26 protein-coding genes and 4 pseudogenes are annotated in these 25828 nt (G+C 70.3%); 13 read left to right on the forward strand and 17 right to left on the reverse strand.

Translation table 11 applies throughout. The annotated features are described in order from the left end of the window. From ACZ4LX_RS30320 to ACZ4LX_RS30330, 3 genes and pseudogenes are all read right to left on the reverse strand, one after another. Positions 1-84: pseudogene (locus tag ACZ4LX_RS30320) on the reverse strand (electron transfer flavoprotein subunit beta); the annotation flags it as partial. Between the two features lie 200 nt (positions 85-284). After that, complete coding sequence (locus tag ACZ4LX_RS30325; RefSeq protein WP_467650082.1) at positions 285-791, reverse strand: flavin reductase family protein; 507 nt, start codon at positions 789-791, stop codon at positions 285-287. Positions 792-987: 196 nt separating this feature from the next. Next, positions 988-1314: a TlpA family protein disulfide reductase gene (locus tag ACZ4LX_RS30330; protein ID WP_467650083.1), complete on the reverse strand. Its 327-nt coding sequence runs from the start codon at positions 1312-1314 to the stop codon at positions 988-990. A gap of 218 nt (positions 1315-1532) precedes the next feature. Between ACZ4LX_RS30330 and ACZ4LX_RS30335 the strand changes: the two genes are divergently transcribed. Beyond that, the gene (locus tag ACZ4LX_RS30335; protein ID WP_467650084.1) at positions 1533-2255 is read left to right on the forward strand and encodes a lysophospholipid acyltransferase family protein; all 723 of its coding nucleotides are present in this window, start codon (positions 1533-1535) and stop codon (positions 2253-2255) included. A 135-nt stretch (positions 2256-2390) separates the two neighbouring features. Here ACZ4LX_RS30335 and ACZ4LX_RS30340 read toward each other — a convergent pair whose 3' ends face one another. The 4 genes from ACZ4LX_RS30340 to ACZ4LX_RS30355 form a co-directional block, all read right to left on the reverse strand. Next, positions 2391-2990: a transglutaminase-like domain-containing protein gene (locus ACZ4LX_RS30340; RefSeq protein ID WP_467650085.1), complete on the reverse strand. Its 600-nt coding sequence runs from the start codon at positions 2988-2990 to the stop codon at positions 2391-2393. 85 nt (positions 2991-3075) lie between these two features. Beyond that, positions 3076-4158, reverse strand: coding sequence for a threonine aldolase family protein (locus ACZ4LX_RS30345; protein ID WP_467650086.1), 1083 nt, complete (start codon positions 4156-4158; stop codon positions 3076-3078). Continuing rightward, positions 4137-4904, reverse strand: a complete 768-nt coding sequence (locus ACZ4LX_RS30350) for an SDR family NAD(P)-dependent oxidoreductase (RefSeq protein ID WP_467650134.1) — start codon at positions 4902-4904, stop codon at positions 4137-4139. Before ACZ4LX_RS30350 ends, ACZ4LX_RS30345 begins: the two co-directional genes overlap by 22 nt. Positions 4905-4930: 26 nt before the next feature. Then, positions 4931-6328, reverse strand: coding sequence for a DUF6421 family protein (locus ACZ4LX_RS30355; protein WP_467650087.1), 1398 nt, complete (start codon positions 6326-6328; stop codon positions 4931-4933). A gap of 346 nt (positions 6329-6674) precedes the next feature. On the opposite strand from ACZ4LX_RS30355, the gene ACZ4LX_RS30360 reads away from it, so the two are divergent. Both ACZ4LX_RS30360 and ACZ4LX_RS30365 read left to right on the forward strand, forming a co-directional pair. Continuing rightward, complete coding sequence (locus ACZ4LX_RS30360; protein WP_467650088.1) at positions 6675-6827, forward strand: hypothetical protein; 153 nt, start codon at positions 6675-6677, stop codon at positions 6825-6827. A gap of 52 nt (positions 6828-6879) precedes the next feature. After that, complete coding sequence (locus ACZ4LX_RS30365) at positions 6880-7563, forward strand: glycerophosphodiester phosphodiesterase (RefSeq protein ID WP_467650089.1); 684 nt, start codon at positions 6880-6882, stop codon at positions 7561-7563. Positions 7564-7697: 134 nt separating this feature from the next. On the opposite strand, the gene ACZ4LX_RS30370 is transcribed toward ACZ4LX_RS30365, so the two are convergent. Further along, positions 7698-8255: a GNAT family N-acetyltransferase gene (locus tag ACZ4LX_RS30370; RefSeq protein WP_467650090.1), complete on the reverse strand. Its 558-nt coding sequence runs from the start codon at positions 8253-8255 to the stop codon at positions 7698-7700. 241 nt (positions 8256-8496) lie between these two features. Between ACZ4LX_RS30370 and ACZ4LX_RS30375 the strand changes: the two genes are divergently transcribed. The 6 genes from ACZ4LX_RS30375 to ACZ4LX_RS30400 all read left to right on the forward strand — a co-directional run bounded on the left by ACZ4LX_RS30375 (position 8497) and on the right by ACZ4LX_RS30400 (position 12347). Next, a complete protein-coding gene (locus ACZ4LX_RS30375; RefSeq protein WP_467650091.1) occupies positions 8497-9087 on the forward strand; it encodes a DUF5134 domain-containing protein in 591 nt (196 codons plus the stop codon). 86 nt (positions 9088-9173) lie between these two features. Then, complete coding sequence (locus ACZ4LX_RS30380; RefSeq protein ID WP_467650093.1) at positions 9174-10109, forward strand: M56 family metallopeptidase; 936 nt, start codon at positions 9174-9176, stop codon at positions 10107-10109. Positions 10110-10260: 151 nt separating this feature from the next. After that, complete coding sequence (locus ACZ4LX_RS30385; RefSeq protein ID WP_467650094.1) at positions 10261-10959, forward strand: phosphatase PAP2 family protein; 699 nt, start codon at positions 10261-10263, stop codon at positions 10957-10959. 45 nt (positions 10960-11004) lie between these two features. Beyond that, positions 11005-11706, forward strand: coding sequence for an HAD family hydrolase (locus ACZ4LX_RS30390; protein WP_467650095.1), 702 nt, complete (start codon positions 11005-11007; stop codon positions 11704-11706). A 70-nt stretch (positions 11707-11776) separates the two neighbouring features. After that, positions 11777-11956: a hypothetical protein gene (locus ACZ4LX_RS30395; RefSeq protein WP_467650096.1), complete on the forward strand. Its 180-nt coding sequence runs from the start codon at positions 11777-11779 to the stop codon at positions 11954-11956. 166 nt (positions 11957-12122) lie between these two features. Then, positions 12123-12347: a hypothetical protein gene (locus tag ACZ4LX_RS30400; RefSeq protein ID WP_467650097.1), complete on the forward strand. Its 225-nt coding sequence runs from the start codon at positions 12123-12125 to the stop codon at positions 12345-12347. A 307-nt stretch (positions 12348-12654) separates the two neighbouring features. Here the strand turns inward: ACZ4LX_RS30400 and ACZ4LX_RS30405 are convergent. After that, a pseudogene (locus tag ACZ4LX_RS30405) lies at positions 12655-13332 on the reverse strand (LVIVD repeat-containing protein); the annotation flags it as partial. Here ACZ4LX_RS30405 and ACZ4LX_RS30410 point away from each other — a divergent pair. Beyond that, positions 13321-13644 (forward strand): annotated as a pseudogene (locus ACZ4LX_RS30410) (DUF305 domain-containing protein); the annotation flags it as partial. The pseudogenes ACZ4LX_RS30405 and ACZ4LX_RS30410 overlap by 12 nt on opposite strands. A gap of 138 nt (positions 13645-13782) precedes the next feature. Beyond that, entirely contained in the window at positions 13783-15156 is a 1374-nt protein-coding gene (locus ACZ4LX_RS30415) for an FAD-dependent oxidoreductase (protein WP_467650098.1), read from the forward strand. A gap of 279 nt (positions 15157-15435) precedes the next feature. Here the strand turns inward: ACZ4LX_RS30415 and ACZ4LX_RS30420 are convergent, their stop codons facing one another. Continuing rightward, positions 15436-15762: an ArsR/SmtB family transcription factor gene (locus tag ACZ4LX_RS30420; RefSeq protein WP_467650135.1), complete on the reverse strand. Its 327-nt coding sequence runs from the start codon at positions 15760-15762 to the stop codon at positions 15436-15438. Positions 15763-15954: 192 nt separating this feature from the next. Between ACZ4LX_RS30420 and ACZ4LX_RS30425 the strand changes: the two genes are divergently transcribed. Then, a complete protein-coding gene (locus ACZ4LX_RS30425) occupies positions 15955-16539 on the forward strand; it encodes a YdeI/OmpD-associated family protein (RefSeq protein ID WP_467650099.1) in 585 nt (194 codons plus the stop codon). 20 nt (positions 16540-16559) lie between these two features. On the opposite strand, the gene ACZ4LX_RS30430 is transcribed toward ACZ4LX_RS30425, so the two are convergent. From ACZ4LX_RS30430 to ACZ4LX_RS30460, 7 genes are all read right to left on the reverse strand, one after another. Next, positions 16560-16976, reverse strand: a complete 417-nt coding sequence (locus ACZ4LX_RS30430) for an acyl-CoA thioesterase (protein ID WP_467650100.1) — start codon at positions 16974-16976, stop codon at positions 16560-16562. A gap of 20 nt (positions 16977-16996) precedes the next feature. Beyond that, the gene (locus ACZ4LX_RS30435) at positions 16997-18118 is read right to left on the reverse strand and encodes an aldose epimerase family protein (protein WP_467650102.1); all 1122 of its coding nucleotides are present in this window, start codon (positions 18116-18118) and stop codon (positions 16997-16999) included. 107 nt (positions 18119-18225) lie between these two features. Continuing rightward, positions 18226-19245 (reverse strand): LacI family DNA-binding transcriptional regulator, encoded by a 1020-nt coding sequence (locus ACZ4LX_RS30440; RefSeq protein WP_467650103.1) that lies wholly within the window; start codon positions 19243-19245, stop codon positions 18226-18228. A gap of 98 nt (positions 19246-19343) precedes the next feature. After that, a complete protein-coding gene (locus ACZ4LX_RS30445; protein WP_467650105.1) occupies positions 19344-20387 on the reverse strand; it encodes an ABC transporter permease in 1044 nt (347 codons plus the stop codon). Further along, complete coding sequence (locus tag ACZ4LX_RS30450; RefSeq protein WP_467650106.1) at positions 20384-21358, reverse strand: ABC transporter permease; 975 nt, start codon at positions 21356-21358, stop codon at positions 20384-20386. The genes ACZ4LX_RS30445 and ACZ4LX_RS30450 overlap by 4 nt, the downstream gene beginning before the upstream one ends. Then, positions 21355-23070, reverse strand: a complete 1716-nt coding sequence (locus ACZ4LX_RS30455; protein ID WP_467650108.1) for a sugar ABC transporter ATP-binding protein — start codon at positions 23068-23070, stop codon at positions 21355-21357. The genes ACZ4LX_RS30450 and ACZ4LX_RS30455 overlap by 4 nt, the downstream gene beginning before the upstream one ends. Before the next feature lie 171 nt (positions 23071-23241). Further along, positions 23242-24327 (reverse strand): ABC transporter substrate-binding protein, encoded by a 1086-nt coding sequence (locus ACZ4LX_RS30460; protein ID WP_467650109.1) that lies wholly within the window; start codon positions 24325-24327, stop codon positions 23242-23244. A gap of 533 nt (positions 24328-24860) precedes the next feature. Here ACZ4LX_RS30460 and ACZ4LX_RS30465 point away from each other — a divergent pair. Beyond that, positions 24861-25817 (forward strand): annotated as a pseudogene (locus ACZ4LX_RS30465) (beta-L-arabinofuranosidase domain-containing protein); the annotation flags it as partial. Between the last annotated feature and the right edge of the window lie 11 nt (positions 25818-25828).

Consider the following 25828-nt stretch of genomic DNA (forward strand, 5'->3'; position numbering starts at 1 on the left):
ATCCAACGTCAGGTCATCGGCGAAATGCCGGTCACCGGTCGCGTCGGGCACGTACTTCACACAGACAACGATCCTCAAGCTCACGCCGGCTCTCCTACTGCATCGTCATTTCCGGGCTGCCTTGTTGCACGCAGCATAGGCGCCTGATGGGGCGATTTCCGGTCGGGGCGACCCATGCTCCGACCGTAATATTACTCGCCAGTACACCTTTGGGGCGACCAATGAGCAAGCGCTTTGCGCTGTGATCTGGCCTACGCCCGGCGCCCTGGCACCACGAGGAGATCTCAGTCTCGCAGAGCCGTGAACCTGCCCTGGTGATAGAGGAGCGGCCTGCCGCCACCGGCCAGGTCGCCGACGATCGCCTGGGCGATCACGATCCGGTGGTCCCCCGCCGGAACCCGTGCCACGACCCGGCAGACGAGCCATGCGAGCACGCCGTTCAGCACCGGGACGTCTTCCGGTCCGCTGCGCCAGTCGGTGGACGGGCCGAACCGGTCGGCGCCGCTGCGGGCGAAGGTGGCGGCCAGTTCCCGCTGATGCTCGCCGAGTATGTGGACCCCGATGTGGTCCGCCTCCGCGACGACCGGCCAGCTGGAGGACGAGGTCCCCACACCGAAGGAGATGAGCGGCGGATCGGCCGCGACGGAGTTGAGGGAGGTGGCGGTGAAGCCCACCGGCCGGTCACCGGCGGCGGTGATCACGGCGACCCCGGCGGCGTGCTGCCGGAACACGGAACGCAGAAGATCCGGGGATGCCGTCCGGGGTGTACTGGTCTCGGGTGATGCCGTCATGGAAATGTCCTTCCGTGCGTCGAACGTGCCGGGTCGTGGATGCTCAGGCATCCGGACAACGCGCACTCGCGTGGCGGACGAGGTCGATGTGGACCCGGCCGTGGAGAAGGAGTTCTGGCGGCATAGCGTCAGAGTGACGATGCGTGGTGGGTGCAGTCAAGAGCGTTCCACAAGGTGGGAGAAGCATCACGGTCCGTCACATCGCCTGCCCCAGCGCGGCGACGACATCGACGGTGCGTGGCTGCCCGACGGCCCGGCGGACGATCAGGCCGGCGGCGTCGAGGACCAGGACGGTGGGGGTACGGCTGATGTGCAGCGCGCGCACAAGAGTGAGATGCGCCTCGGCGTCGATCTCCACATGTGCGACGCCGTCGACCATGCCCGCCACCTCCGAGAGGGTGCGGCGAGTGGCCCGGCAGGGCTGGCAGAACGCGCTGGAGAACTGGACGAGTGTCGCCCTTTCCCCCAATTCCACACCGAGTTGGGCCGCGTCCAGCCTGTCCGTACGGATCCGCCCGTTCACCTTCGGCCTCCTGTCATGGCTCTCCTCAAGGGGTCAGCACCTGCCGGCACCAGGGCATTCCCCTGCGTTCCACGTGACGAGAATCTCGCGCCCCGCGCCCGCCGAGACTGGCCACCACGACGCGCATGGGGCACGATCGGCCCAATGCCGAAAACCTACGGCTGCGTAACTTCCGCCGGGAGAATCCTCCCCAGGCGCTGAAGAAGGGTCTTCTCCAGATGGCAGAACTCGTCTATCGGCCGGTCATCGGCGCCGCTCGTACGTTTTTCAAGGCGCTCGACCTGAAGATCGACACCCAGGGTTCGGAGCACATCCCGAAGACCGGTGGCGCGGTTCTGGTAAGCAATCACATCAGCTATCTGGACTTCATCTTCAGCGGGTTCGCGGCGTTGCCCCAGAAGCGGCTGGTGCGGTTCATGGCCAAGGAGTCGGTGTTCCGGCACAAGGTCTCGGGCCCCTTGATGCGCGCCATGAAGCACATCCCCGTCGACCGCAAGCAGGGCGAGGACGCCTACGCGCACGCACTGGCCTCGCTGCGTTCCGGGGAGATCGTCGGAGTGTTCCCCGAGGCGACGATCTCGGAGTCCTTCACCCTGAAGAGCTTCAAGTCGGGCGCGGCACGCCTCGCCCAGGAGGCCGGCGTACCACTGATCCCGATGGCGCTGTGGGGCACCCAGCGCCTGTGGACCAAGGGGCACCCGCGCAACTTCAAGCGCAGCCACATCCCGGTCACCATCCGGGTCGGTGAGCCGGTGGAGGCTCCCGCCGACCAGTACGCCGGCGCGATCACCCGGCGACTGCGCGAGCGCGTCCAGGAGTTGCTCGAAGCGGCCCAGCGCGCCTATCCGGTGCGCCCGAAGGACGCGAGCGACACCTGGTGGGTGCCCTCGCATCTCGGAGGTACGGCTCCGACGGCCGCCGAGGTCCGCGAGCGCGGCTGACGGACCCGTGCGGGGCCTGGGCTGAAAAGCGCTGAAACGTCACTCCGGGGCACGGACGGTACCGCGTGCCCCGGAGGAACCGCCACGGCGCGACGCCTCGCGGGTTTGCCGCACGCCGCGTCGAGCCCGCCGGGATCAGAGTGCCGTGGGCAGGGTGCGGCAGAGCTCCGCCCGGTCGACGGCCGTCCGCAGACCGCGCAGGACCGCCGGATGCGGCGCCGCGTAGAGCATCGGATAGTCCACTTCGCCGAGCTCGGGCCGGACCGGCCAGGCCAGCCGCTCACCGTCCAGGGAGAACTGCGCGTCGGCGCCGGGGCGGTTGCCCCTGGCGTCCTGCCGGTTCCAGGCATTCCGGCCGGGCAGCCGCAGTGCGATCAGCCCGTGTACCACTCCGGGCTCCCCGTCGTCCTCGGCGAGCGCCTGGTAGCAGAAGGCGGCCGGGATGCCCTCCGCGCGCAGCAGGGCGGCCAGGGCGTGCGATTTCGCGTGGCAGATTCCGTTGCGGGTGGCAAGGACGTCCGAGGCGCGCCAGACGACTCGCGTATCGCCCGAGTCGAAGGAGTGCGGGATGGTGTCACGCACGAAGCAGTACGCCGCCTTCGCGTACGAGCCCGCGTCCGTCGCCCCGGAGCGCAGCCGTGCGGCCGTTTCGCGGACCAGCGGGTGTTCGTGGTCGATGACGTCGTCGGCGGCCAGGTAGGCGGAGATGTCGGGTACCTGCTGTGTGAACTCCATGGTGGCCGAGCGTAGGAAAGCGGCCGACCGGAGTCAATAGATTTCCGATCGACCGCATATCCATGCAGGCATCTGGTGGGCGGCCCTACCGGGCGGCCATCTCTTCCTTCAGGGCGAGGACGAACGCGTCGACATCGTCCTCCGTGGTGTCGAAGGAGCACATCCAGCGGACATCGCCCGCCTTCTCGTCCCAGAAGTAGAACCGGAAGCGCTTCTGCAGCCGCTCGCTCACCTCGTGCGGCAGCCGCGCGAAGACGGCGTTGGCCTGGACGGGATAGAGGATCTCCACACCGTCCACCGCACGGACGCCCTCGGCGAGCCGCTGAGCCATGCTGTTGGCGTGCCGGGCGTTACGCAGCCACAGGTCGCCCGCGAGCAGCGCCTCCAGCTGTACGGACACGAAGCGCATCTTGGAGGCGAGCTGCATCGACAGCTTGCGCAGGTGCTTCATCGCCCGGACGGCGTCCGGGTTCAGCACCACGACGGCCTCGCCGAAGACGGCTCCGTTCTTCGTCCCGCCGAAGGAGAGCACATCGACACCGACGGTGTTGGTGAACGTGCGCATCGGTACGTCCAGGGAGGCCGCGGCATTGGCTATGCGGGCCCCGTCGAGATGAACCTTCATGCCGTGCCCGTGGGCGTGCTCGCAGATGGCCCGGATCTCGCCGGGTGTGTAGACCGTGCCGAGCTCGGTGTTCTGGGTGATCGAGACGACCTGCGGCATGGCCCGGTGCTCGTCGTCCCAGCCGTACGCCTGCCGGTCGATGAGCTCCGGTGTGAGCTTGCCGTCCTCGGTGGGCACGGTGAGCAGCTTGAGACCGCCCACCCGCTCCGGCGCACCACCCTCGTCCACATTGATGTGGGCGGACTCGGCACAGATGACCGCGCCCCAGCGGTCGGTCATCGCCTGGAGCGAGACCACGTTGGCGCCGGTGCCGTTGAAGACCGGGAAGGCCTCGGCGGTGGGGCCGAAGTGGCTGTGCATCACGCGCTGGAGGTGACCGGTGTAGTCGTCCTCGCCGTAGGCGATCTGATGACCGCCGTTGGCGAGGGCAAGGGCCGCGAGGATCTCCGGGTGGGTTCCCGCGTAGTTGTCACTGGCGAATCCGCGTACCTGCGGGTCGTGATGACGACGCGCGTCGGTCCTTACGGTTGCGGGGTCAGCCACAGGCGCTTTCCGTTCACTTCCGGGGCGGGCGCGTCCCAGACGCCGGCGATGGCATCGGCCAGCTCCTTGACGTCGGTGAAGCCCGCGAACTTCGCATTCGGGCGCTCGGCGCGCATCGCGTCGTGCACCAGTGCCTTCACGACCAGGATCGCAGCCGCGCTCTGCGGGCCCTCGTCACCCCCCGCCTTGCGGAAGGCGTCCGCGAGCGCGAGGGTCCATGCCTCCGCCGCCGCCTTCGACGCCGCGTAGGCGGCGTTGCCCGCGGTGGGCTTGCTCGCACCGGCCGCGCTGATCAGCAGGTAGCGGCCCCGGTCACTGCGCTGCAGACCGTCCTGGAAGGCCAGCGAGGTGCTCTGGACGGTACGGATCAGCAGCTTCTCCAGCAGGGTCCAGTCGGCGAGGTCGGTCTCGGCGAAGGTCGGGCTGCCGCGCCAGCCTCCGACCAGGTGGACCAGACCGTCGATCCTGCCGAATTCCTTCTCCGTCTTGTCGGCCCATTCCCGGGCGGCGCCCAGATCGAGCAGATCGACGGTGTCGCCGGTGACGGTGGCTCCGCCGTGGGCGTAGCGGGCCGCGTCCACGGCCTCCGCGAGCCGGGTGGCGTTCGCGTCCGAGGCGACGACGACCGCGCCCGCCTCGGCGAGCCGGAGCAGGGCCGCCCGGCCGGCCGGGCCGGCCGCGCCCGCGACCGCGACGACAGCGCCTTCGAGCGCTCCGCTCCCGCTTCCCTTGCCGTTTCCGTTCATGGCCGCCGCCTCCTCATGATGTGCGCTCACGCGGCCGCCTGCCCGGCGTCCGCGGCAGTGATCCCCTTGGTGGAGGCAATCACGTTCTTCAGTTTCTTGGAGAGCGCCTCATAGAACATGCTCAGGGGAAACTCGTCCGGAAGCACGTCGTCGACGAGTTTGCGGGGCGGCAGGGAGAGGTCCAGGGCGTCGGGACCCTTGGCCCAGCGGGATCCGGGGTGCGGGGAGAGATACGTCGCGACCAGGTCGTACGCGGCGAACCAGTGGACCAGCTTGGGGCGGTCGATGCCGTCCCGGTACAGCTTCTCGATCTCGGCGCAGAGCTGGTTGGTGACCTGCGGGGCACGCTCCCAGTCGATCTTCAGGGTGTTGTCGGTCCAGCGCACCACATCGTGCTTGTGGAGGTACGCGAAGAGCAGTTGGCCGCCGAGACCGTCGTAGTTGCGGACACGCTCGCCGGTGACGGGGAAGCGGAACATCCGGTCGAACAGCACGGCGTACTGCACGTCGCGGCCCTGTTCGAAGCCGTCGGCCTCCAGCTTCACGGCTTCCTTGAAGGCGGTCAGGTCACAGCGCAGCTCTTCGAGCCCGTACATCCAGAACGGCTGGCGCTGCTTGATCATGAACGGGTCGAACGGCAGGTCGCCATGGCTGTGGGTACGGTCGTGGACCATGTCCCAGAGCACGAAGGCCTGCTCGCAGCGCTGCTGGTCGCCGACCATCTCGCGGATGTCCTCGGGCAGTTCGACGCTCAGGAGCTCGACGGACGCCTCGGTGACGCGGCGGAAGCGGGCGGCCTCGCGGTCACAGAAGATGCCGCCCCAGCTGAAGCGCTCGGGGGCCTCACGCACCGCGATGGTCTCCGGGAAGAGCACGGCGGAGTTGGTGTCGTACCCGGAGGTGAAGTCCTCGAAGGTGATGCCGCAGAACAACGGGTTGTCGTAACGGGTGGCCTCCAGGTCGGCGAGCCACTCGGGCCAGACCATCCGGAGCACGACCGCTTCGAGGTTGCGGTCGGGATTGCCGTTCTGCGTGTACATCGCGAAGACCACGAGGTGCTGGAGGCCGTCGGCGCGGTCCTTGGCGGGCTGGAACGCCAGGAGCGAGTCGAGGAAGTCCGGGACACCGAACCCGTCGGCTGCCCAGCGGCGCAGGTCCATGACAAGGGCGCGGTGGTACGCGGCGTCGTGCGGAAGCAGCGGCGAGAGCTCCTCGACCGCGGTGGCCACCCGTTCCAGGGCGGCCCGGGCGGCCTCCGGGGCAGGCGCGTCCTCGGCGTCGAAGTCGATCGAGCCGTCCTTCGACTGCCAGGGCCGGATCTCCTCCACGGCACTCTTGAGCGCGGGCCAGGCCGGGTGCTCGATCACCGGATGGGCGGAAGCTATGCCGCCGGCGGCGACGTCGTGCACAAGAATTTCCGTCATAACACTTCCTCCACGGGAGAACCTCGCGTCACACAACCGTATCCGCGTGCGGTTCCCCGATACAAGTGGGGGCCCGAAAAATATCCTGCCCATCCCCATGGTCACCGTGATTTTTCCTGTCGCACGCTGCTTCAGCGAAGTCTTCCGCACACGAACAGGGGCCTACAGCGAAACGGCGGGGCACCACCAGCACGCAAGCCCCGCATTCGATTCGCACACCCAACCGGCAAGCCCGCACAGAACACGCCCACGCATGAGTGACACAGCTCGCGGCGGACAGGCAGCTGCCGGTAGGACGGACGGCGTCCGCCCCTCGTACGCACTACGCACTCGGGAGAACCCGCGCGTGAGCATCCGTGCCGTCCTGGTCGCCGCCGTCATCACCGGATTCCTGCTCGGCGCCGCGGGCGTCCGGGATCACGGATCCACTCCCCCGCGCGAGGCAGGACCGCACTCCACGACGGGACACCGGTCAGCCGGATCCGCGGTCATGCCGTAGCGGCGGGTGGGTAGGCAAACAGGGAGAAGCCGTCGACGGAAGCGAGAGTCCCTTGTCTTTTCTCACCATCGGTCATCGCGGGGTGATGGGTGTCGAGCCGGAGAACACGTTGCGGTCGTTCGCCCACGCCGAGCAGGCCGGAATGGACCTCATCGAGCTGGACCTCCACCTGAGCAAGGACGGCGCCCTCGCCGTCATGCACGACGCCGAGGTGGACCGGACGACCGACGGCAAGGGCCCGATCGCCGAGAAGACCCTGGCAGAGCTGCGCGAACTCGACGCCGGGGAGGGAGAGCGGGTACCGGTCTTCGAGGAGGTTCTCGACGCTGTGCGGTCCCCCTTGCAGGCGGAGATCAAGGACGTGGCCGCCGCCCGCACGCTGGCCGAGGTGATGCGGCGGCGCGATCTCGTCGACCGGGTCGAGGTGATCTCGTTCCACGACGAAGCGATCGCCGAGATCGCCCAGCTGGTGCCGGGGGTACGGACGGCGCTCGTGGCCAGCCGCTGGGGTGACGACGTGGTGGACCGCGCGAAGGCGGTGGGCGCCACCAGGCTGGTGCTCAACGTCCGGCGGATCACACTGGAACTGGTCGAGAGGGCCCACGCCGAGGGGCTGACCGTGGTCGGCTGGGTGGTGAACACCCAGGACCATCTGCGGCTGGCCCGCGGGCTCGGGCTCGACGGCGCGACCACCGATTTCCCGGAGATCCGCCGCGCGGGCCGTTTCACCGCGTAACCGCCCGGCATCTGCCGGTCCGCTTCACCGCGTAACCGCCCCGACAGGTGCCGGCCCCGCCCCGCGGGCCGGCAGGGCGGTTACGTGACCCGTACCCGCCGCGGCGCGCCACGCGGCCGGCCTGCGGTTCTCGGTCAGCTCGCGGGCAGGTCCTTGATCAGCAGTTCGAAGGCGAGGTCGTCGCGCTGCGGGATACCGAAGCGCTCATCGCCGTACGGGAACGGGCTCAGCCGCCCCGTACGGCGATAGCCTCGGCGCTCGTACCAGGCGATCAGCTCGTCACGTACCGAGATGACGGTCATGTGCATCTCGCGCGCGCCCCAGCGCTCCCGGACGCTGCGCTCCGCCTCGGCGATGACCACCTTGCCGAGCCCCGCGCCCTGGAGCGAGGGGCGGACCGCGAACATCCCGAAGTAGGCGGCTTCACCTCGGTGTTCGAGCTGGCAGCAGGCGACCGGCTCGCCGTCGCGTTCCACCACGAGCAGCCGGCTGCCGGGGTCCTCCACCACTTCACGCACCCCCTGCGGGTCGGTGCGCTGCCCCTGCAGGATGTCCGCCTCGGTGGTCCATCCCGCGCGGCTGGAGTCACCTCGGTACGCGGACTGGATCAGCTCCACGAGCGCGGGCACATCTGCTTCGGTCGCGTCGCGGAAGGCGAGCTGACCCGGTTCGCGGGGCGGGGCGGTGTCCATGGTGGGGCTCTCCGATTCTCTGCTGTCGCCGTGCGGCAGCAGCGTAACTCCCGGGTGCCGGTCGAGGGGCGGAGCCCGGTTCCGGGCGCCGAGCAGCCGGAATCATGCGGGCCCGCACCGCGGCTGCGCGATTTCACCCCTGTCACGCGCTCCCCTGTACCTCAGTGCGCCGCGTACGGGCCTCCGGGCGCGGGCATCGACCAGAAGGGGCGATTCCGTTCGCCCGGGGGGAGGTTCTGCTGTGCACGGACCTGCGATGTCCGGCTGGCTGCTGATGGCGTTGTGCGCGGCGACGGGTGCGTACTGCCTGCTGCGGGCCCACAGCGGGAGCGGCGAGGAACGCAGGACGGCTCGCGCGGAAGCGCTGATGGGGTTCGGAATGGCGGCGATGGCGGTGCCTGCCGCCGTCGTCGCGCCGCCTGCCTGGGGATGGGCGTTGTACGCCACGCTCTTCGGCGTTGCCGCGTTGCGCGCCCTGTGGTTCTCGCGCCGCAGCGGTCATCATCTGCACCATCTGGTCGGCTCGTCGGCGATGGTCTACATGTCGGTCGTCATGGCGCGGCCGGGCGGGGCAGGTCACGGCGGTCACGCCTCGCACGCCATGGCAGCCGCAGGGGGCGTTCCCCTGTTGACCGGGCTGCTCCTGATCTACTACGCAGCGTACGTGCTGCGGTCCGGCGCCCGGCTGGTACCGGTGACCGCGATGGCGGCCGGGAGCGGGGCCGTGGCCGGCGGACCGGCGGCGGGCAGCTGGGGGGCACGTCCGGAGCTGGCGCTGGCGTGCCGGCTGACCATGGGGATAGCCATGTTCGCCATGCTGCTCACCCTGTGAGACAGGAGGTCCCGCAAACCGTGGCGTACATCACTTGCTGAGCGCAGCCATACCCGCGCGCACCATGCCGCTCATAGGGTGACGCCATGATGGTCTCCCTCGCACTGCTGCTGCTCGGTGCACTGGCCGCCGTCGTGACTCCGCGGCTGATGGCGCGGGCCGAATGGCCGGAGCGCGAGCCCGTGGTGGCGCTATGGGTCTGGCAGTGCGTGGTGGCCGGTGTGCTGCTGTCGTTCGGGCTGTCCATGACCTTCAGTGCGGCAGCGGCCTGGCAGGCGGTACGCGGCCATGTGTTCGCCCCCGCCCCGCACGCCGTCGTCGAGGCCTACGCACTCGCCTCCTATGGACCGTGGTCGGCCGTGATGGCCGTACTCCTTGCGCTCGGCGGTGTGTGGACGGCGGCGATGCTGACCCGTGAGATCCGCCGTGTGCGCCTGGAGCGCAGACAGCGGCGGTCCGAACTCCTGGTGCGTTCCCCGCTGATGCCCGGCGAGGAACCCGGCAGCGGCCGGCTGGTGGTGCTGGAGGGGGAACGTCCCGACGCCTGGTGGCTGCCCGGCACAGCACCCCGGCTGGTCATCACCACTGCCGCACTGGGGCGGTTGAAAGGCCGTCAGCTCGACGCGGTGCTCGCTCATGAACAAGGACACGCGAACGCACGCCATGACTGGCTGCTCAACTGCTCGGCGGCACTGGCATCCGGGTTTCCGCAGGTTCCGGTGTTCGCGGCGTTCCGCGGCGAGATGCACCGGCTGGTCGAACTCGCCGCTGACGACACGGCCTCCAGGCGCTTCGGCCGGCTGACCATCGCGCTGGCGCTGGTCGAACTCAACGAGGACCGTGGGGTGTTCGGCCCCTGTCCGACACCGGATGCACAGATGCCGCTGCGGGTGAACCGGCTGCTGGCACCCGCGGGCCGGCTCACGGCGGGCCGTCGGCTGCGGCTGACCGCGGCGGCCACACTGCTGCCGGCGATCCCGCTGCTGGTGGCATTCGTTCCCGCTCTCAGCGCACTGGGGTAGGCGGCGGCCCTCATGGTGGCGGCCGCTGCTCGGGGCAGCCCCGGCACCGACGCACGGGCGGGGCCGCGCAGCGATCCGCGGCAGTACTCGCCGAGTGGTCCCGCCGCGCGGTGGTGGCCGTGCGCCCCGCCCGTCGGCAAGGATCACTCTCATGCACTCCCCGCCCCTCTCCCCCTCGCACCGCACCCGCACCCCCGCCCCCTCGCCGGCACTGTGGCCGGGAGTCGTCTGCGGAGCTCTCGCTCTGGTGCTGCTGGGGCTGGTCGCCACGCGGTGGCCTCCCCTGATGCGCCTGGACCGTGACATCGCCGGGGCCCTGCACCGCCGGGCGGTGACGGAGCCCGGCCTCGTCCACGTGAACCGGATCCTCACGGACTGGGTGTGGGACCCGTGGGCCATGCGCGCACTGACCGCCGTCGCCGTGGTCGCCCTGTGGCTGCGCGGGGCAGGAGTGCTCGCGGCCTGGGTGGCGATGACGAGCCTGACCTCCAGTCTTCTCCAGCAGGGCATCAAGGCCGCCGTCGGCAGGGATCGCCCCCGGTGGCCCGATCCGGTGGATTCCGCCCACTACGCGGCGTTCCCCTCCGGACACGCGATGACGGCCGTCGTGAGCTGTGGTCTGCTGCTGTGGCTCCTGCGCCGGTCAGGTGCCCGGCCCTGGATCCGGCGGACGGCCCTGACCGCCGCGGGCATCTCGGTGCTCGGGGTCGGACTCACCCGGCTCTACCTGGGCGTGCACTGGCCGTCCGACGTACTGGGCGGATGGCTGCTGGGCGTGGCCCTGACCGTCTTCGCGGCGGCCGGGTACGAGCGGTACGCTTCCCGCCTCCGTCCGGATGAAAGGGGCTGAACAGGCGTTCTTGCCCCGCCCGCACGCGTCGGCGAGGATCGGCCCATGCCGATCAAGGGTGTGCTCTTCGACTTCTCCGGGACGCTGTTCCGGATCGAATCCGTCCGTTCCTGGCTCGCCGCGACCCTCGCCGATCGGAACGTGAGCGTGGCGGATGACGACTTCGAACGGTACGTGCGGGAACTGGAGGCCTCCGGGGCCCTGCCGGGTGGCCCCCCTCCCCAGCAGGTGCCCGGAAGACTGGCGTCGGCCTGGGCATTCCGCGACAAGAGCGCGGACCGGCACCGCGAGGCGTACACAGGCCTGGCCCGCCAGGTGGAGCTGCCCGACCCGGGGCTCCACGACGCGCTGTACGAGCGGCACCGGGCCCCTGCCGCGTGGCGTCCCTATCCCGATACCGAGGAGGTGCTGGCCGCCCTGCACGGCCGGGGCATCCCGATCGGTGTGGTCAGCAACATCGGGTGGGACCTGAGGCCGGTCTTCCTGGCGCATGGTCTGGACGCCTATGTGAAGGCGTACGTCCTGTCCTTCGAGCACGGCATGCACAAGCCGGACGCGCGCCTCTTCCACACCGCCTGCACACTTCTGGGACAGCATCCGACCGATGTGGTGATGGTCGGCGACGACCGGCACGCGGACGGCGGGGCAGCCGCGCTGGGCTGCGACGTGCGTTTCGTACGGCACGCCCCGGTGGACGAGCGCCCGGACGGACTGCTGGAGCTCGGACTGACCGCCGAGGTTGCCTGAGAGACATGTGAGAGATGTCCCTGACGCGCCATGGGTCGGATTGTCACATCGGGGCCGTAGCCTAGTAACCATGTCCCCGACTCCGCGCCCGTCCGGTTCCGTGCGTTCCGCCGCAGTGGTGAATGAAGACATTCGCGACCTGTGGCAGCGCTCGGGCGGATACCTGTCCCCGGAGGACGAGGAGGAGTACCAGCAGCTGCTGGTCGAGTGGGCCGCGGCCACCGGCGCCAACGCCAGGTCCGCCGCCTGAGCCGCATCCGCTGCCCGAACCACGTGCGCAGCCGGCACTACTCGCTCCACCTGCTCCACCTGCTCCACAACAGCCGGTGCGGGTCCGGCACGTCTGTCCGATCTGCCGCGGAGCTGGGTTTCCGGTTCGCTGTGCGACGGCCGTCGGCACGTCGCACCCTGGAGGCATGGCTTCTCCCCCGATCGTGATCTTCCGGCCATCCCCCTCCGGCGGTCGGCGCGTCACCGTACAACGCGACGGGCGGGTCGAGATTCTCGGCCTCGCGCACTCGGATCACGATGTGATCGTGTTCCTGGAGGGTGCGGGGCTGGACGATCCCGAGCGGATCCTGGACAGCCCCGCGTGGGTCGAGTGGCGGGGCGGCCGGGCGCACCGTTACGAGGCCGCCTGAGACCGCTCGGTTCCGGCGATCCCCCGCGTTGCCGGAACCAGGGAGCCCGCCCGGCCGCAGCACGGGCCGGGTGGACCGTGTGACGGACCGGAACCGCGTGACGGACCGGATACGGGAAACGGCCCGCGCGGTGGTACAGCAGGTCCCGGCGCGGCGGATGGGTCAATGAACGCACCCCGCCACCCAGGAGCCGGTCCCGCCGGGTGAAGACCCGGGCGGGACCGGCCGCGCGGCCGGCACTCGGCCCGCCACCGCGTTCAGCTGTCGGCGACGGCCTGCCCCGGCAGGCCCAGCCGACTCGCAGGGCTCAGCGGTCGAAGTAGTCCGGCTGCGTCTGGACATTGAGCTCGCCCGTCCGCACCCGCTTCGCCGGGTCGGTCCGCCAGTCGTCGATCTTCAGAACGTCGAGGCCCTTGGCGATGTCGTTGGAGTAGATGTAACCGTTGTAGTAGTACGCCGACCAGGGACCGGCCGTGGTGACCTCGTCGGTGGTGACGGGACCGCGCTCGAAGAAGCCGATCTCCTTCGGGCGGGAGGAATCGGTGAAGTCCCATACCGAGACTCCGCCCTGGTACCAGGCCTGGACCATCAGGTCCCGGCCCTTGACCGGGATGATCGAGCCGTTGTGGGCGACACAGACCTCGGTGCCGGCCTGTGGACGGCCGATCTTGAAGTAGCTGCGGAAGACGAGCTTGCGGTGGTCTCCCCTGCCGACGATGTCGTAGATGCCGTCGGCACCGCGCTTCGGACTGATCTCCTCGTTGCAGGTCGCCGCGCTGCCGCCGCCGAGCTCATCGGTGAAGACGACCTTGTCGGCTCGCTGGCTGAACGTGGCGGAGTGCCAGAACGCGAAGTTCACGTTGTCCTGCACCCGGTCGATGATCTTGGGATTCTCCGGGTCCTTGATGGAGAACAGCAGACCGTCACCCATGCAGGCACCTGCAGCCAGGTCCTTGGACGGCAGCACGGTGATGTCGTGGCAGCCCAGAAACCCGAGATCGGAGCAATGGAAGGGTGGCTCAGCCGCCACGGCCTCTCCGGGCAGTCCGGCAAGCACGACCACGGCGCGATGCCAGGCATGGCGACGGCCGGCCGGCTGGCAGAACTCGGGGCGGCGAAGGGGACGGCCTTCGACCAGCTGTTCCTCAAGCTGATGATCGCGCATCACCAGGGCGCGGTCGCCATGGCGACCGACGTCCTCTCGGAGGGAAACAACGTGCAGGTGGAGGAGATGGCCAGTGATGTCGTGGCCCAGCAGACCACCGAGATCGCCCGGATGCGCGCTCTCTCCTCCTGAGGGCCGCCCGCCCCCGAAGACCCCGACCGCCTCCGACGCCCCTGAAAGACCTCCGGCCGCCACGAGCACGGGGCGTGCTTCTCCCTCACCGGGTTCGCCGGTGGGATGCTGGAGACACCCTCATGGAGGAGGTGCGCCGTGCTTCGTGTCGCTGTCGTCGGCTCCGGCCCCAGCGGGGTCTACACCGCCCAGGCGCTGTTGGCCCAGACCGTGGTGCCCGATGTGCGGGTGCATGTCCTGGACCGGCTGCCCTGCCCGTACGGACTCGTGCGGTACGGGGTCGCACCGGACCACGCGAAGATCAAATCGCTGCAGCAGAGCCTGCGGGCCGTCCTGGAGCATGAGCGCGTCACCTTTGTCGGTCATGTGGCCGTGGGCGGGGACGGGGTGCCGCCCGGACGGCTGGCCGAGCTCTACGACGCCGTCGTCTACTGCGTCGGAGCTGCCACGGACCGCCCGCTGGGCATTCTGGGCGAGGAACTGCCCGGCAGCCACTCGGCGACCGAGTTCGTCTCCTGGTACAGCGCCCACCCCGATGCGGCCGCCGGCCTGTTCGCGCTGCGCGCCCGTTCGGTCGTCGTGATCGGTGTCGGCAACGTGGCGGTCGACGTGGCGCGGATCCTCGCACGGGGCGCCGACGAACTGCGGCCCACCGATGTACCGCAGCCCACGCTCGGCGTGCTCGCGGACAGCCGGGTCCGCGAGGTGCGCATGGCAGGCAGGAGGGGCCCCTCCCAGGCCCGGTTCACCACCAAGGAGCTCCGTGAGCTCGGCGCGCTGCCCGGCGCGCGGATGGTCGTGGACCCGGCGGAACTCGCCCTGGACCCGGCGTACGGCAGCACGGCACCGGACACCCCGCCGCTGCCGGCGCTGGTGCGGCGGAATCTCGACGTGCTGCGGGGATGGGCTCGTGAGGCACCCCGGGCCGGGGACAACCGCCTCCGGACCATCGGGCTGCGGTTCTTCCTGCGCCCGGTCGAGCTGCTGGAGCGCGACGGGCGGGTGGCCGGCGTCCGGTTCGCCCGGACGGCCCCGGACGGCAACGGCGGGGTGCGCGACACCGGCACGTACGAGGACATCGGCGCCGAGCTCGTCCTGCGGGCGGTCGGCTACCGGGGACTCCCGCTGCCCGGACTTCCGTTCGACGAGATGAGCGGAACAGTTCCCCACCGGGCAGGCCGGGTGCTGCGGGACGGAGCACCCTCCCCCGGGGAGTACGTAGCGGGGTGGATCAAGCGTGGTCCGACCGGGGTGATCGGAACGAACCGTTCGTGCGCGAAGGAGACCGTCGCGTCACTGATCGAGGACGCGCCCCTGCTTGTGGGGCGTGCGTCCGCCCCGGATCCCCTCGCAGTGCTGCGGTCCTGGGAGCTGCGGCCGGTGGAGTGGGACGGCTGGCTGTCGATCGAGCGGGCGGAGGCGGCCCTCGGGCGCTCGCTCGGCCGGGGACCGGTGAAGATCCCGGACTGGCCGGGGCTGATGGGGGCGGCGCACGGCACCGGGCCGGTGTGACGGAGAGGTACGGACGCCGGCTCGGAGCAGCCCCGGACGGGCATGGCGGCCGGCCCGCGACGGTCCGGAACGGCTCGGAACAGACCTCGGGCGGCTCGGGGCAGTCCCGGACAGCCAGGGACTGCCCCGCCCGCGAAGGAACGGTCGGTCCACACCCCGACGGCCTCCGCCCGCGCCCGGACCGCCCGCCCTCGTCATGACGGCCGGCCCGCGCCATGACGGCCGGTCTGCGTCACGGCAGTCGGTCTGTGCCGTGGCCATCGGTCCGCGCCGGGACGACTACTCCCAGCCGTCGCGGTCGGCCTGGAGGTTCGCCGCTTCGAGCACCCGGTCGAGCAGTCCGGGGAAGAGCGCTTCCAGGTCCTCGCGCCGGAGCCCGTTCATCTTGGCCGTCCCTCGGTAGACCTGCTGGACGATGCCGCTCTCGCGGAGCACCCGGAAGTGGTGGGTGCTGGTGGACTTGGTCACCGGCAGGTCGAACCGGGAGCAGGTGAGCTCGTCGTCGGCGGCGGCCAGTTCACGGACCACACACAGCCGCACCGGGTCGGAGAGCGCGTGCAGGACCGATTCGAGCCTGATCTCGTCCCGCGCGGGATGGGCCAGCATGCGGGCGCCGGCTGCCGGGTCGGTGGCGCTGGCAGGGGTCACTGTCGCTCCGCATCGTCGCTTCGTCCGGGGCTCACCATAATACGAGACCCCTCGTAGTTCGGCTCATACAGGACAGAATCCGACCTGAATGCAGATGAGACTGGCTCGGCGGGCGGGCACGGGCCCGGACCACTCAGGAGGCGCAGCAGGATGACGGACACCCTGGACACCCTGGACAACGCACGTCCCTTCGCACGGGTCGCCCAGCTCGACGCATGGCTGGAGCGGCACCGCGCCGACCGGACCGGGCTCTGGCTGAAGATCGCCAAGCGCGGCTCAGGCGTGGAGTCGGTGAGCGCCGCCGACGTCATCGACTCGGCGCTCTGCTTCGGCTGGATCGACGGGCAGCGCAAGTCCTTCGACGAGGTGTACTACCTCCAGCGGATCACGCCCCGCCGGCGCCGGAGCGCGTGGTCGCAGATCAATGTGGAGAAGGCCGAGGCACTCATCGCGGCGGACCGGATGCGTGAGTCCGGCCTCGCCGAGGTCGAGGCGGCGCGCTCGGACGGGCGGTGGGCGGCTGCGTACCCCTCGCAGAGCAAGGCCACCGTCCCGGCCGACCTCGCCGCGGCCCTGGAGGCGAACGGGCCGGCCCGGCTCTTCTACGAGGAGCTCGGCAGATCGGACCGCTACCTGGTTCTCCTGCGTCTGATGACGGCGACGAGCCCCGAGGTCAGGGCGGCCCGCCTCAAGAAGGCGGTGGCCTCCCTCGCGGCGGGCCGGAAGGTCCGCTGACGCCCGGGGCCGTCCCGCGATCAGCCGCTCAGCAGCTCCGGTTCCTTGGCGAGTGACGCGAGCCGGCCGGCCGGATCGGCGACCAGCCGGCGTGTGGTGAGGTCGAGGACGCCCGCCACGCCGGTGATCTCGGCCGCCACCGTGCCGTCCTCCTTGAGGATCTGCTGGGCGACCGTGAACGTCTTGCCCTGCCCGTAGTCGAACCGGCAGGAGACCCTCACCCGTTCCCCGCCCCGCAGCTCCCTGCGGTATTTGACCGTGACTTCCAGCGCGACGGGCCCCACTCCGTCGGCCAGCAGCTTCTCCTGGGGCAGCCCGGCGGCCCGCAGCAGCTCCCAGCGCGCGTGCTCGGCGTACTGGAGGTAGACAGCCTGGTTGAGATGTCCCTGCGTGTCGAGCTCGTAGCCCCGGACGGTCACGTCCACAGAAAAGGTCATGGACGTGCGAACAGCCCGGCTCATTCCGGCATTCCCCGCACCGCACGGCCTCGTCCCGCCTCGCCTCGTCCCGCCTCGGCGAGGTGCGGGAACCGCAGCTCGGTACGGCTGGAGAAGACGTCGCCGGGGCGCAGAGCGGTGCCGGGCTGGTCGGGCCGGTTGGGCGAGTCGGGCAGGTGCTGGGTCTCCAGACAGACGGCGCCGTGGCGTTCGTGGCGCCCGCCGCCGGGGGCGGTCAGAGTGCCGTCCAGCTGGTTGGCGGTGTAGACCTGGATGCCCGGTTCGGTGGTCCACACCTCCATGATCCGCTCGGCGCCCGGGGCGGTGAGCCGCGCCGCCCTGCGCAGGCCGGACGGTGTGCCGGGCTCGTGGAGGATCCAGCAGTGGTCGAAGCCACCGGCCCGTCGCAGTTGCTCGTCCGGGAGCGCGATGCGCTCTCCGATGCCGTGCGGGGCGGTGAGGTCGAACGGGGTTGCGCGCACAGCCGTGGCCGGGCCCTCGGGAATGCCCTCCTCGTCGACGGGGAGGTAGCTGTCGGCGTCCACCTGGAGTGTGTGCCCGAGGATGTCGCCCCGTCCGGTGAGGTCGAAGTAGGCGTGGTTGGTGAGGTTGACGACGGTGGGCCGGTCCGTGGTGGCGCTGTAGTCGAGGGCCAGGGTGCCCGTGCTGTCGAGGGTGTATGTCACGGCGACGTCCATCGCTCCGGGGAAGCCCATGTCGCCGTCGGGGCTGTGCAGGGTGAGCCGGAGCGTCGCGGCGCTGCCGGTGGCCTCGCCGTGGGCCTGCCAGACGCGGGTGTGGAATCCGTCGGGTCCTCCGTGCAGGGCATGGCCCCGGTCGGTGGCCGGAATCCGGTACGGCGTTCCGTCGAGGGTGAAGCGGCCGTGCGCGATGCGGTTGGCGAAGCGGCCGATGAGGGCGCCGAAGAACGGGTTCTCGCCCGCGTAGTCGTCGAGGGAGACCAGCGACCGCACGACCGACGTGGGCGTTCCCCCGGTGTCGGGCACGGTGAGACGGTGCAGGATGCCGCCGTAGGTGAGGATCTCGGCCCGGATCCCGGTTCCGGAGTCGAGGGTCCAGAGATCGACGTCCGTGGGCCCGTGGGCGCCGAACGGTGTGCGGTTCACGGTGGGGCGAGGCATCAGAGATCCTTGGGACGAGCGGACGGCCGGGCGGGACGAGGACGGTGGGCCCTGGCCCTGGACACGCCGCCGGACTCCCTCGGGGAGAAGGAAGTCCGGCGGCGGGTCTACACGGGCGGCCGGGGCACGGTGGATTCACGGACGACGAGCCGGTAGCCGGGCCGGGGACGCCGGGGTTCGGACACCTGGCCACCGGAGAGCCGCTCGACGAGGCTGTCGACCGCCAGCCGGGCGATGGCCTCCTTGTCGGGGGCCACCGTGGTGAGCGTGGTGGCCCCGTAGAGGCTCTCCTCGATGTCGTCGAACCCGACGACGGCCACGTCCTCGGGGATGCGCAGACCACGTTCGGAGAGGGTGCGCATCGCGCCGATGGCGATGAGGTCGTTGTAGGCGAACACGGCGTCGGGCCGTTCCCCACGGTCCAGGAGGGCGGCCATGGCGGTGGCCCCGTCCTCGCGGCCGTAGCCGTCGGTGACCACGACGAGCGACTCGTCGGCCTCGATGCCCGCGGCGGCAAGCTCCTCGCGCCAGCCGCGCAGCCGGAGATGGGCCGGCTGCCGTTCGCGGCCGGTGCGCGAGCCGAGGAAGGCGATCCTGCGGTTTCCCTGGTCGATGAGATGCCGCACGGCCTCGCGGGACGCCGCCACGTTGTCGATGGCGATGTGGTCGTAGGGGGCCTCGTACTCGCGCTCGCCGAGCAGCACCAGCGGCGCCGTCTCGGTGCGCGCCATCAGGTCCTCGGTCTCCAGATGGATCGGGCTGAGGATGAGACCGTCGATCACATGGGACCGGAATCCCTGGCTGACCAGGAGCTCTTTCTCCCGCAGTCCGCCGGTGTGGTCGACCAGCACGGTGTAGTCGTGCCGGGCGGCCGCGTCGACGACCTCTCCGGCCAGCTCCGCGAAGTACGGGTTGCCGAACTCGGGGACGGCGAGGGCGATGATGCCGGTGCGGCCCTTGCGCAGATGGCGTGCGGTGAGATTCGGCCGGTAGCCGAGCTCGTCGATGGCCTGCTGCACCTTGGCCCGCATCTTCGGTGTGACGTGCTGATAGTTGTTCACCACGTTGGACACGGTCTTGATGGACACGCCCGCCCGTTGCGCAACGTCCTTGAGGCTGACGCCCACGGCACTCCCTGGATCGACTTGTCGCGCGGTGGCGCGCGGTGGCCCGGCTCTGCCGGTTCGGTACGAACGGTGCCGGGGCGGCGGGCCCCGGCACCGGTTCAGGTGGTTCTGCGGCTGCGCGACAGATAGCGCTGGGCCACGACGACAACGATAAGGAACCCGCCGCTGACGACCGACTGGTAGGAGGAGTTCAGCGACCCGATCTGGTTGATCAGGTTCTGGATGACCGCCAGCAGCAGTACGCCCCAGAGGGTTCCGCTGATCGATCCGGCGCCGCCGATCAGGAGGGTGCCGCCGATGACGACGGCGGAGATCGCGTCGAGTTCCATGCCCACGCCGACGATGGTGACGCCGGAGGAGAGCCTGGCCGCGTTGAGCGCGCCGGCGAGTCCGGCCAGGAGCCCGCTGAGCGTGTAGACGAGGATCTTGGTGCGGGCGACGGGCAGGCCCATGAGCGTGGCCGCGTCGCTGCTGCCGCCGACCGCGAAGAGCGTCTGCCCGAACGAGGTGCGCTGGAGAAGCAGTCCGCCGATGCCGAACAGCGCCAGGGCGATCAGGATCGGGTAGCCGAAGCCCCGGACGCTGCCCTGTCCGAGATCGGCGAAGGCGGAGTCCTTGGGGACCAGATAGGTGGTGGCGCCCTCGTCGGTGAACGCGAGGAGCAGGCCGCGTGCCCCGAGCAGGGTGGCGAGCGTGACGATGAAGGGTGCCATTCCCGCGCGGGCCACCAGGAATCCGTTGAGCAGTCCGATCGCACCGCACACCAGGAGCGGGACGAACAGGGCGGCCAGGAAGCCCCATTGCGAGGCCCAGGCGGCGAGCACACCCCCCAGCGCGAAGACCGATCCGACGGACAGGTCGATGCCGCCGGTGATGATGACCATGGTCATGCCGAGTGCCACCACGGCCAGGAACGAGGCCTGGATGGTCACACCGCGGGCGTTGTCCAGCGTGGCGAACGTCGGGTAGATGAAGGACGCGACGATCACGACCGTGAGCAGGACCGCGAGTACGCCCTGGCGCTGGAGGAGTCCGGCGATGCGCTGCCCTGCCGGGGGGCGGGCCGCGCTGTCGCCGGCCGCTGTCGGGGTCTTGCGCGGTGCCCGGGCCTCGGCCAGGGGTGCGGAGGAGGTTTCGTTCATCGGGACCGACGCTCCCGGGCGACGTAGACGGCGGCGATGATGATGGCCGCCTGGGCGATCTGTGCGGTGGAGTCGGGCAGGTCGTGCTTGACGAGGGTGGCGCGCAGCAGCTGCATCAGCAGGGCTCCGGCGACCGTTCCGAGGACCCGGATGGAGCCGCCGTTGAGCGGGGTGCCCCCGACGACGACCGCCGTGATGGCGGAGAGTTCCATGAGGGTGCCGAGCGAGGAGGGGTCGCTGGCGGTGAGCCGGGCGGTGGCGAGGATGCCCGCCAGGGCCGCCAGGACTCCGCAGAGCACGTAGACACCGATGAGCACGCGTCGCACGGGAAGTCCGGCGAGGGCCGCGGCCGAGCGGTTGCCGCCGATGGCGACGATCTGGCGGCCGAAGGTGGTGCGCTGGACCAGGAAGGCGACGGCGACCGCGAGGACGGCTGCGATGAGCACGACCAGGGGAATGCCCAGGAAGGAACCGGTGCCGAGCGAGAGCAGGTCGGGGTTGACGATCTGCTTGAGCTGACCGTCGGCCATGACCAGGGCCAGGCCCCGGCCGCCGACGAACAGGGCGAGCGTGGCGACGATCGGCTGGAGCCCGACGAGGGAGACCAGTGAGCCGTTGACTGCTCCGACGACGGCCCCGGCCAGCAGCGCCATGACGAGGGCGGGCACCAGCCCGTACCCGAGGTAGAGCGGCAGCAGCGCGGTGGCCAGTGCCATGGTCGAACCGACGGAGAGGTCGACGCCTTCCGTGCCGATCACGAGCGCCATGCCGAGGGCGACGATGACGATGGGGGCGACCTGCACGAGCTGGGTGCGGAGGTTGTCCGCGGTCATGAAGTGCTCGGTGAACAGGGCGTTGAAGAGGAGGACGACCGCGACGGCGAGGTAGACGCCGTACTCCTGGTACCAGGAGGGGTCGCGCAGCCGGGCCAGCGGGCGGGTTGCGGGGGTGGGGACTGCGGCCTGGGTCATCGGGGGTCCTCCTTGACGGCCGGGGCCTTGCCCTCGGGCGCCGGTGAGTGGTCGGCGAGCACTTCGAGCAGATGGCTCTCCGCCACTTCGTCGCCCGACAGTTCGCCCGCGACCGCGCCGCCGCGCAGGACGACGATGCGGTCGGCGCCCTCGATGAGTTCCTCGATGTCGGAGGAGATGAGCAGGACGGCGAGGCCCTCGCGGGCGAGGTCGTCGATGAGGCTCTGGACCTCGGCCTTGGCACCGACGTCGATGCCGCGGGTGGGTTCGTCGAGGAGCAGGACCTTGGGCTCCAGACAGAGCCAGCGGGCCAGCAGGACCTTCTGCTGGTTTCCGCCGGAGAGCTCGCCGACCTTCTGCTCGGGGCTCGCGGCCTTGATCCGCAGCCGCTTCATGAAGACGTCGACGATGCGGTCCTGCCTGGCACGGGAGACGATGCCGGCACGGGAGAGGCGGGGCATCGCGGCCAGCACGATGTTCTCGCGGACCGACAGTCCGGGCACGATGCCTTCGGCCTTGCGGTCCTCGGGCAGCAGGCTGATGCCCGCACGGATGGCCCCGGCCGATGTGAGGCGGCGCAGGGTGCGTCCGCCGATGGAGATCTCACCGGAGTCCAGGGCGAGCGCACCGGCCAGCGCCTTCGCGGTCTCGCTGCGGCCGGAACCGAGAAGGCCGCCGAGGCCGAGGACCTCGCCCCCGTACAACGACAGGGATATGTCGTGCAGTTGGTGGTCGCGGGAGAGACCGGTCGCGGTGAGCACGGGGGTGCGGGAGGCATCGTGGCCCTCGGAGCCGAAGCTGGTGAGACCGGAGCGGCGGACCTCGGCCAGGTCGCGGCCGAGCATCATCGAGACGAGTTGCATGCGGTCGAGGTCGGCGAGGTCGCCGGTGTGGATGTGCCGGCCGTCGCGGAGGACGGTGACACGGTCGCAGATCCGGTAGAGCTCATCCATGCGGTGGCTGACGTAGAGGACGGCGATCCCGCGTGCGCGCAGGTCCCCGATGACCCGGAAAAGGGTCTCGACCTCGCGTGGCTCCAGCGAGGAGGTGGGCTCGTCCATGATGACGACCTGGGCGTTGACCGAGACGGCGCGGGCCAGTGCGACCATCTGCTGGGTGCCGATGCCGAGGGTGTGCAGGGGCCTCTTCGGGTCGGCACGCACACCGAAGCCGTCGAGGAGTTCGGTCGTCTCGCGGTGCATCCGGGCGAAGTCGATGAGACCCAGGCGGTTCTTGGGCTCCCGGCCGAGGAAGATGTTGCGCGCCACGCTCATCAGCGGGACGAGGTTCACCTCCTGGTAGATCGTGGAGATGCCGGCCTGCTGCGCCTCGAACGGCCGGGCGAAGGCAATCTGTTCGCCGGCCAGCCGCAGTTCGCCCTCATCGGGCCGGTATACACCGGTCAGCACCTTGATCAGGGTGGACTTCCCGGCTCCGTTCTCGCCGACGAGCGCGTGGGTCTCCCCGGCACGCAGGGAGAAGGAAACACCGTCGAGGGCGACGACGCCGGGGAACCGCTTGCTCACCGAGCGGGCTTCGAGGACGGCCGCGGCCGGTGCGGAGGCGTGCGGTGCACCGGTGGCCGGCGCGGAGACCTGCGGTGCGCCGGTGGCCGGCGCGGTGGCGTCCTGCCCGTCGGCGCCCGGAGCGGATGCCTCCTTCGCGTCGGCGGCCGGCTGCGGCGGCTGCGGTACTGCTTCGGGTGGTGCCATGGCTGTTCTTGGCCTTCCGCTCTTCCAAGGGTGGGGCCCGGGGCCGCCGTGACGGGTGGCGACGTCACGGCGGCGGGTGGTCGGACACGGCCGGTGCGGGCCGGGGGCCGCGTACGGATCAGCACGCGGCCGGCGCCGGCCGGTGCTCCGGGCAGATGGGGCAGGTCCCGGTCAGAACGCGCCGCCGAGCGAGGCCTTGGCGTTGGACTCGTCGTAGGCACGGTCGGTGATGATGACGTTCTCCGGGATCTCCTCGCCGCCGTAGAACTTCTGGGCCGTCGCGAACGCCAGCGGGCCGAAGCGCGGGTTCGACTCGATGACAGCGTTGTACTCGCCGTTGACCAGGGCCTGGACGGCGTTGCGGGTCCCGTCGACGGAGACGATCTTGACGTCCTTGCCGGGCTTCTTGCCCGCGGCCTTCAGCGCGGTGACGGCACCGAGGCCCATCTCGTCGTTCTCCGCGTAGACGGCGGTGATGTCGGGCTTGGACTGGATCAGCTGCTCCATGACCTGCTGGCCCTTGTCACGAGCGAACTCACCCGTCTGCTGCGCGACGATCTCCAGCCCGGGGGCCTTCGCCTCGAGCTGGTCGACGAAGCCCTTGGTGCGGTCGGTGGTGACGTTGTTGCCCGAGGCGCCGAGGAGGATGGCGACCTTGCCCCTGCCCCCGGTCGTCTTGATCATCGCGTCCGCGGCGCGCTTGCCCTGCTCCACGAAGTCGGAGCCGAGGAAGGCCACATAGTCCTTGCAGGCGGTGGAGTTGACCTTGCGGTCGATGGTGAGGACCGGGACCTTCTTGGCCGCGGCGGCCTTCAGCGCCGGCTCCAGACCGTCGGAGTTCAGCGGGGCGACGATGAGGAACTGGGCGCCCTGGGAGAGCATGTCCTGGATGTCGCTGATCTGCTTGGAGAGCTGCGACTGCGCGTTGGTGGTGAGCAGCTTCTTGACGCCGACCTTCTTGGCCTCGTCCTTGATGGACTGGGTCTCGGCGATCCGGAACGGGTTGGCCTCCTTCTCCGACTGGGAGAAGCCGACCACCGCGTTCTTCAGGTCCAGCTCCGGAGCGCCGTAGGTCTGCAGCGAGCAGCCCGAACCGGAAGAGGACTCCGGGGACTTGGCCGCCTGCGCGCCCTGGCTGCTGTCGGTGGTCGCGGTGTCCGAGGTCTCCGACTTGGAGCAGCCGGAGGCGGCCAGCGTGGCGGTGGCGGCGAGGAGACAGGCCACGGCGAGGGTACGGGTTCGGCGCTGGATCATCATGCGCGGGAGCTCCTTGGCGGGGATGACGGCACACCGACTGGCGTGCGGTCGGGCATGGCTGGACGATGCATCGGCTGCCGCTCGGCGGCTGATGTCACTGCGTTACTCACGAGCCCGCCACCTGGACGAACTGCGGTCGTGAGAGTCTGCGCGGCCTCTCGGCGGCTCGGTTTACAACGTTATATAGGCGCCGTGGCGCGGGCGGCAAGAGCGTTGTCGATGCGTTTCCAAAATGTGTCGGAGTTGCCCGGCACCACCTGACACCCTCATTGCGCCGGTTACCGCCGCACCCCTGGACAGCCACCCGACGCCGTGCTGTCATACCGCCGGTACCCAATTTTCCAACGTTGCAAGCACGTTGTCGTGCCGGCCCTCCGGTCGCGACCGCGTGCCGTGCCGTACGCGTCCCGAACCCGTCCCGGGTGAGGCGGGTTTCACGGCAGATGCCACGGAGTCCATGGCAAGCCCCGCACGTTCATGCGCCGTCCCCCAAGCCGGAGCCCCGCCGGCCGGCCGAGAGCAGGAGCCCTTCCATGCCCCTGAACCGCAGACAACTCCTGGCCGGCGCGCTGGCCACCACAGCCGCCTCCGGCCGCTGGGCCACCACCGCGACCGCGGCCGGCCACCGGGCGGAGCCGGCTCGCGGCGGCCACTACTCCCCCAACGCCGCGCCGTTGCACCCCACCGCGTTCCTCAGGCTCCCGCCCGGCCGGGTCACCGCGCGCGGCTGGCTGGCCGGACAGCTGAAGCTCCAACTGGAGGGTCTGTGCGGCCGGTACGAGGAGTTCTCGCGCTTCCTGGACTTCACCGCCACCGGCTGGGTCCGCCCCGAACTGGGCGGCTGGGAGGAGGTCCCGTACTGGCTGCGCGGCTACACCGACCTCGCGATCGTCACGGGCGACGCGCAGGCACTCGCCGCCGTCCGGCGCTGGTTCGACGCGATTCTCGCCACCCAGCAGGCCGACGGATTCTTCGGGCCGAAGGCGCTCCGTACGTCGCTGAACGGCGGCCCGGACTTCTGGCCCTTCCTTCCGCTGATCCAGGCCCTGCGCTCCTGGCAGGAATACTGCGGCGACACCCGCGTGATCCCCTTCCTCAGCCGTTTCTTCCACTACATGAACGCCCAGGGGCCCGGCGCCTTCAACACCAGCTGGATCGCGCTGCGCTGGGGCGACGGCCTGGACAGTGTCTTCTGGCTCTTCAACCGCACCGGAGACACCTTCCTGCTGGACCTCGCCGACAAGATCCATGCGAACGGTGCCGACTGGGGCGACAATCTGGTCAACCCGCACAACGTCAACATCGCGCAGGGTTTCCGTGAGCCCGCCCAGTACGCGCTGCGCAGCGGTTCGGCCGAGGACACCCGCAACACGTACGGAACGTACGGCAGGGCCATGGGCCAGTACGGTCAGTTCCCCGGTGGCGGATTCGCCGGGGACGAGAACGCGCGCCCGGGTCACGGTGACCCCCGGCAGGGCTTCGAGACCTGCACCGCCACTCC

The organism is Streptomyces sp. NPDC026062 (assembly GCF_055568375.1).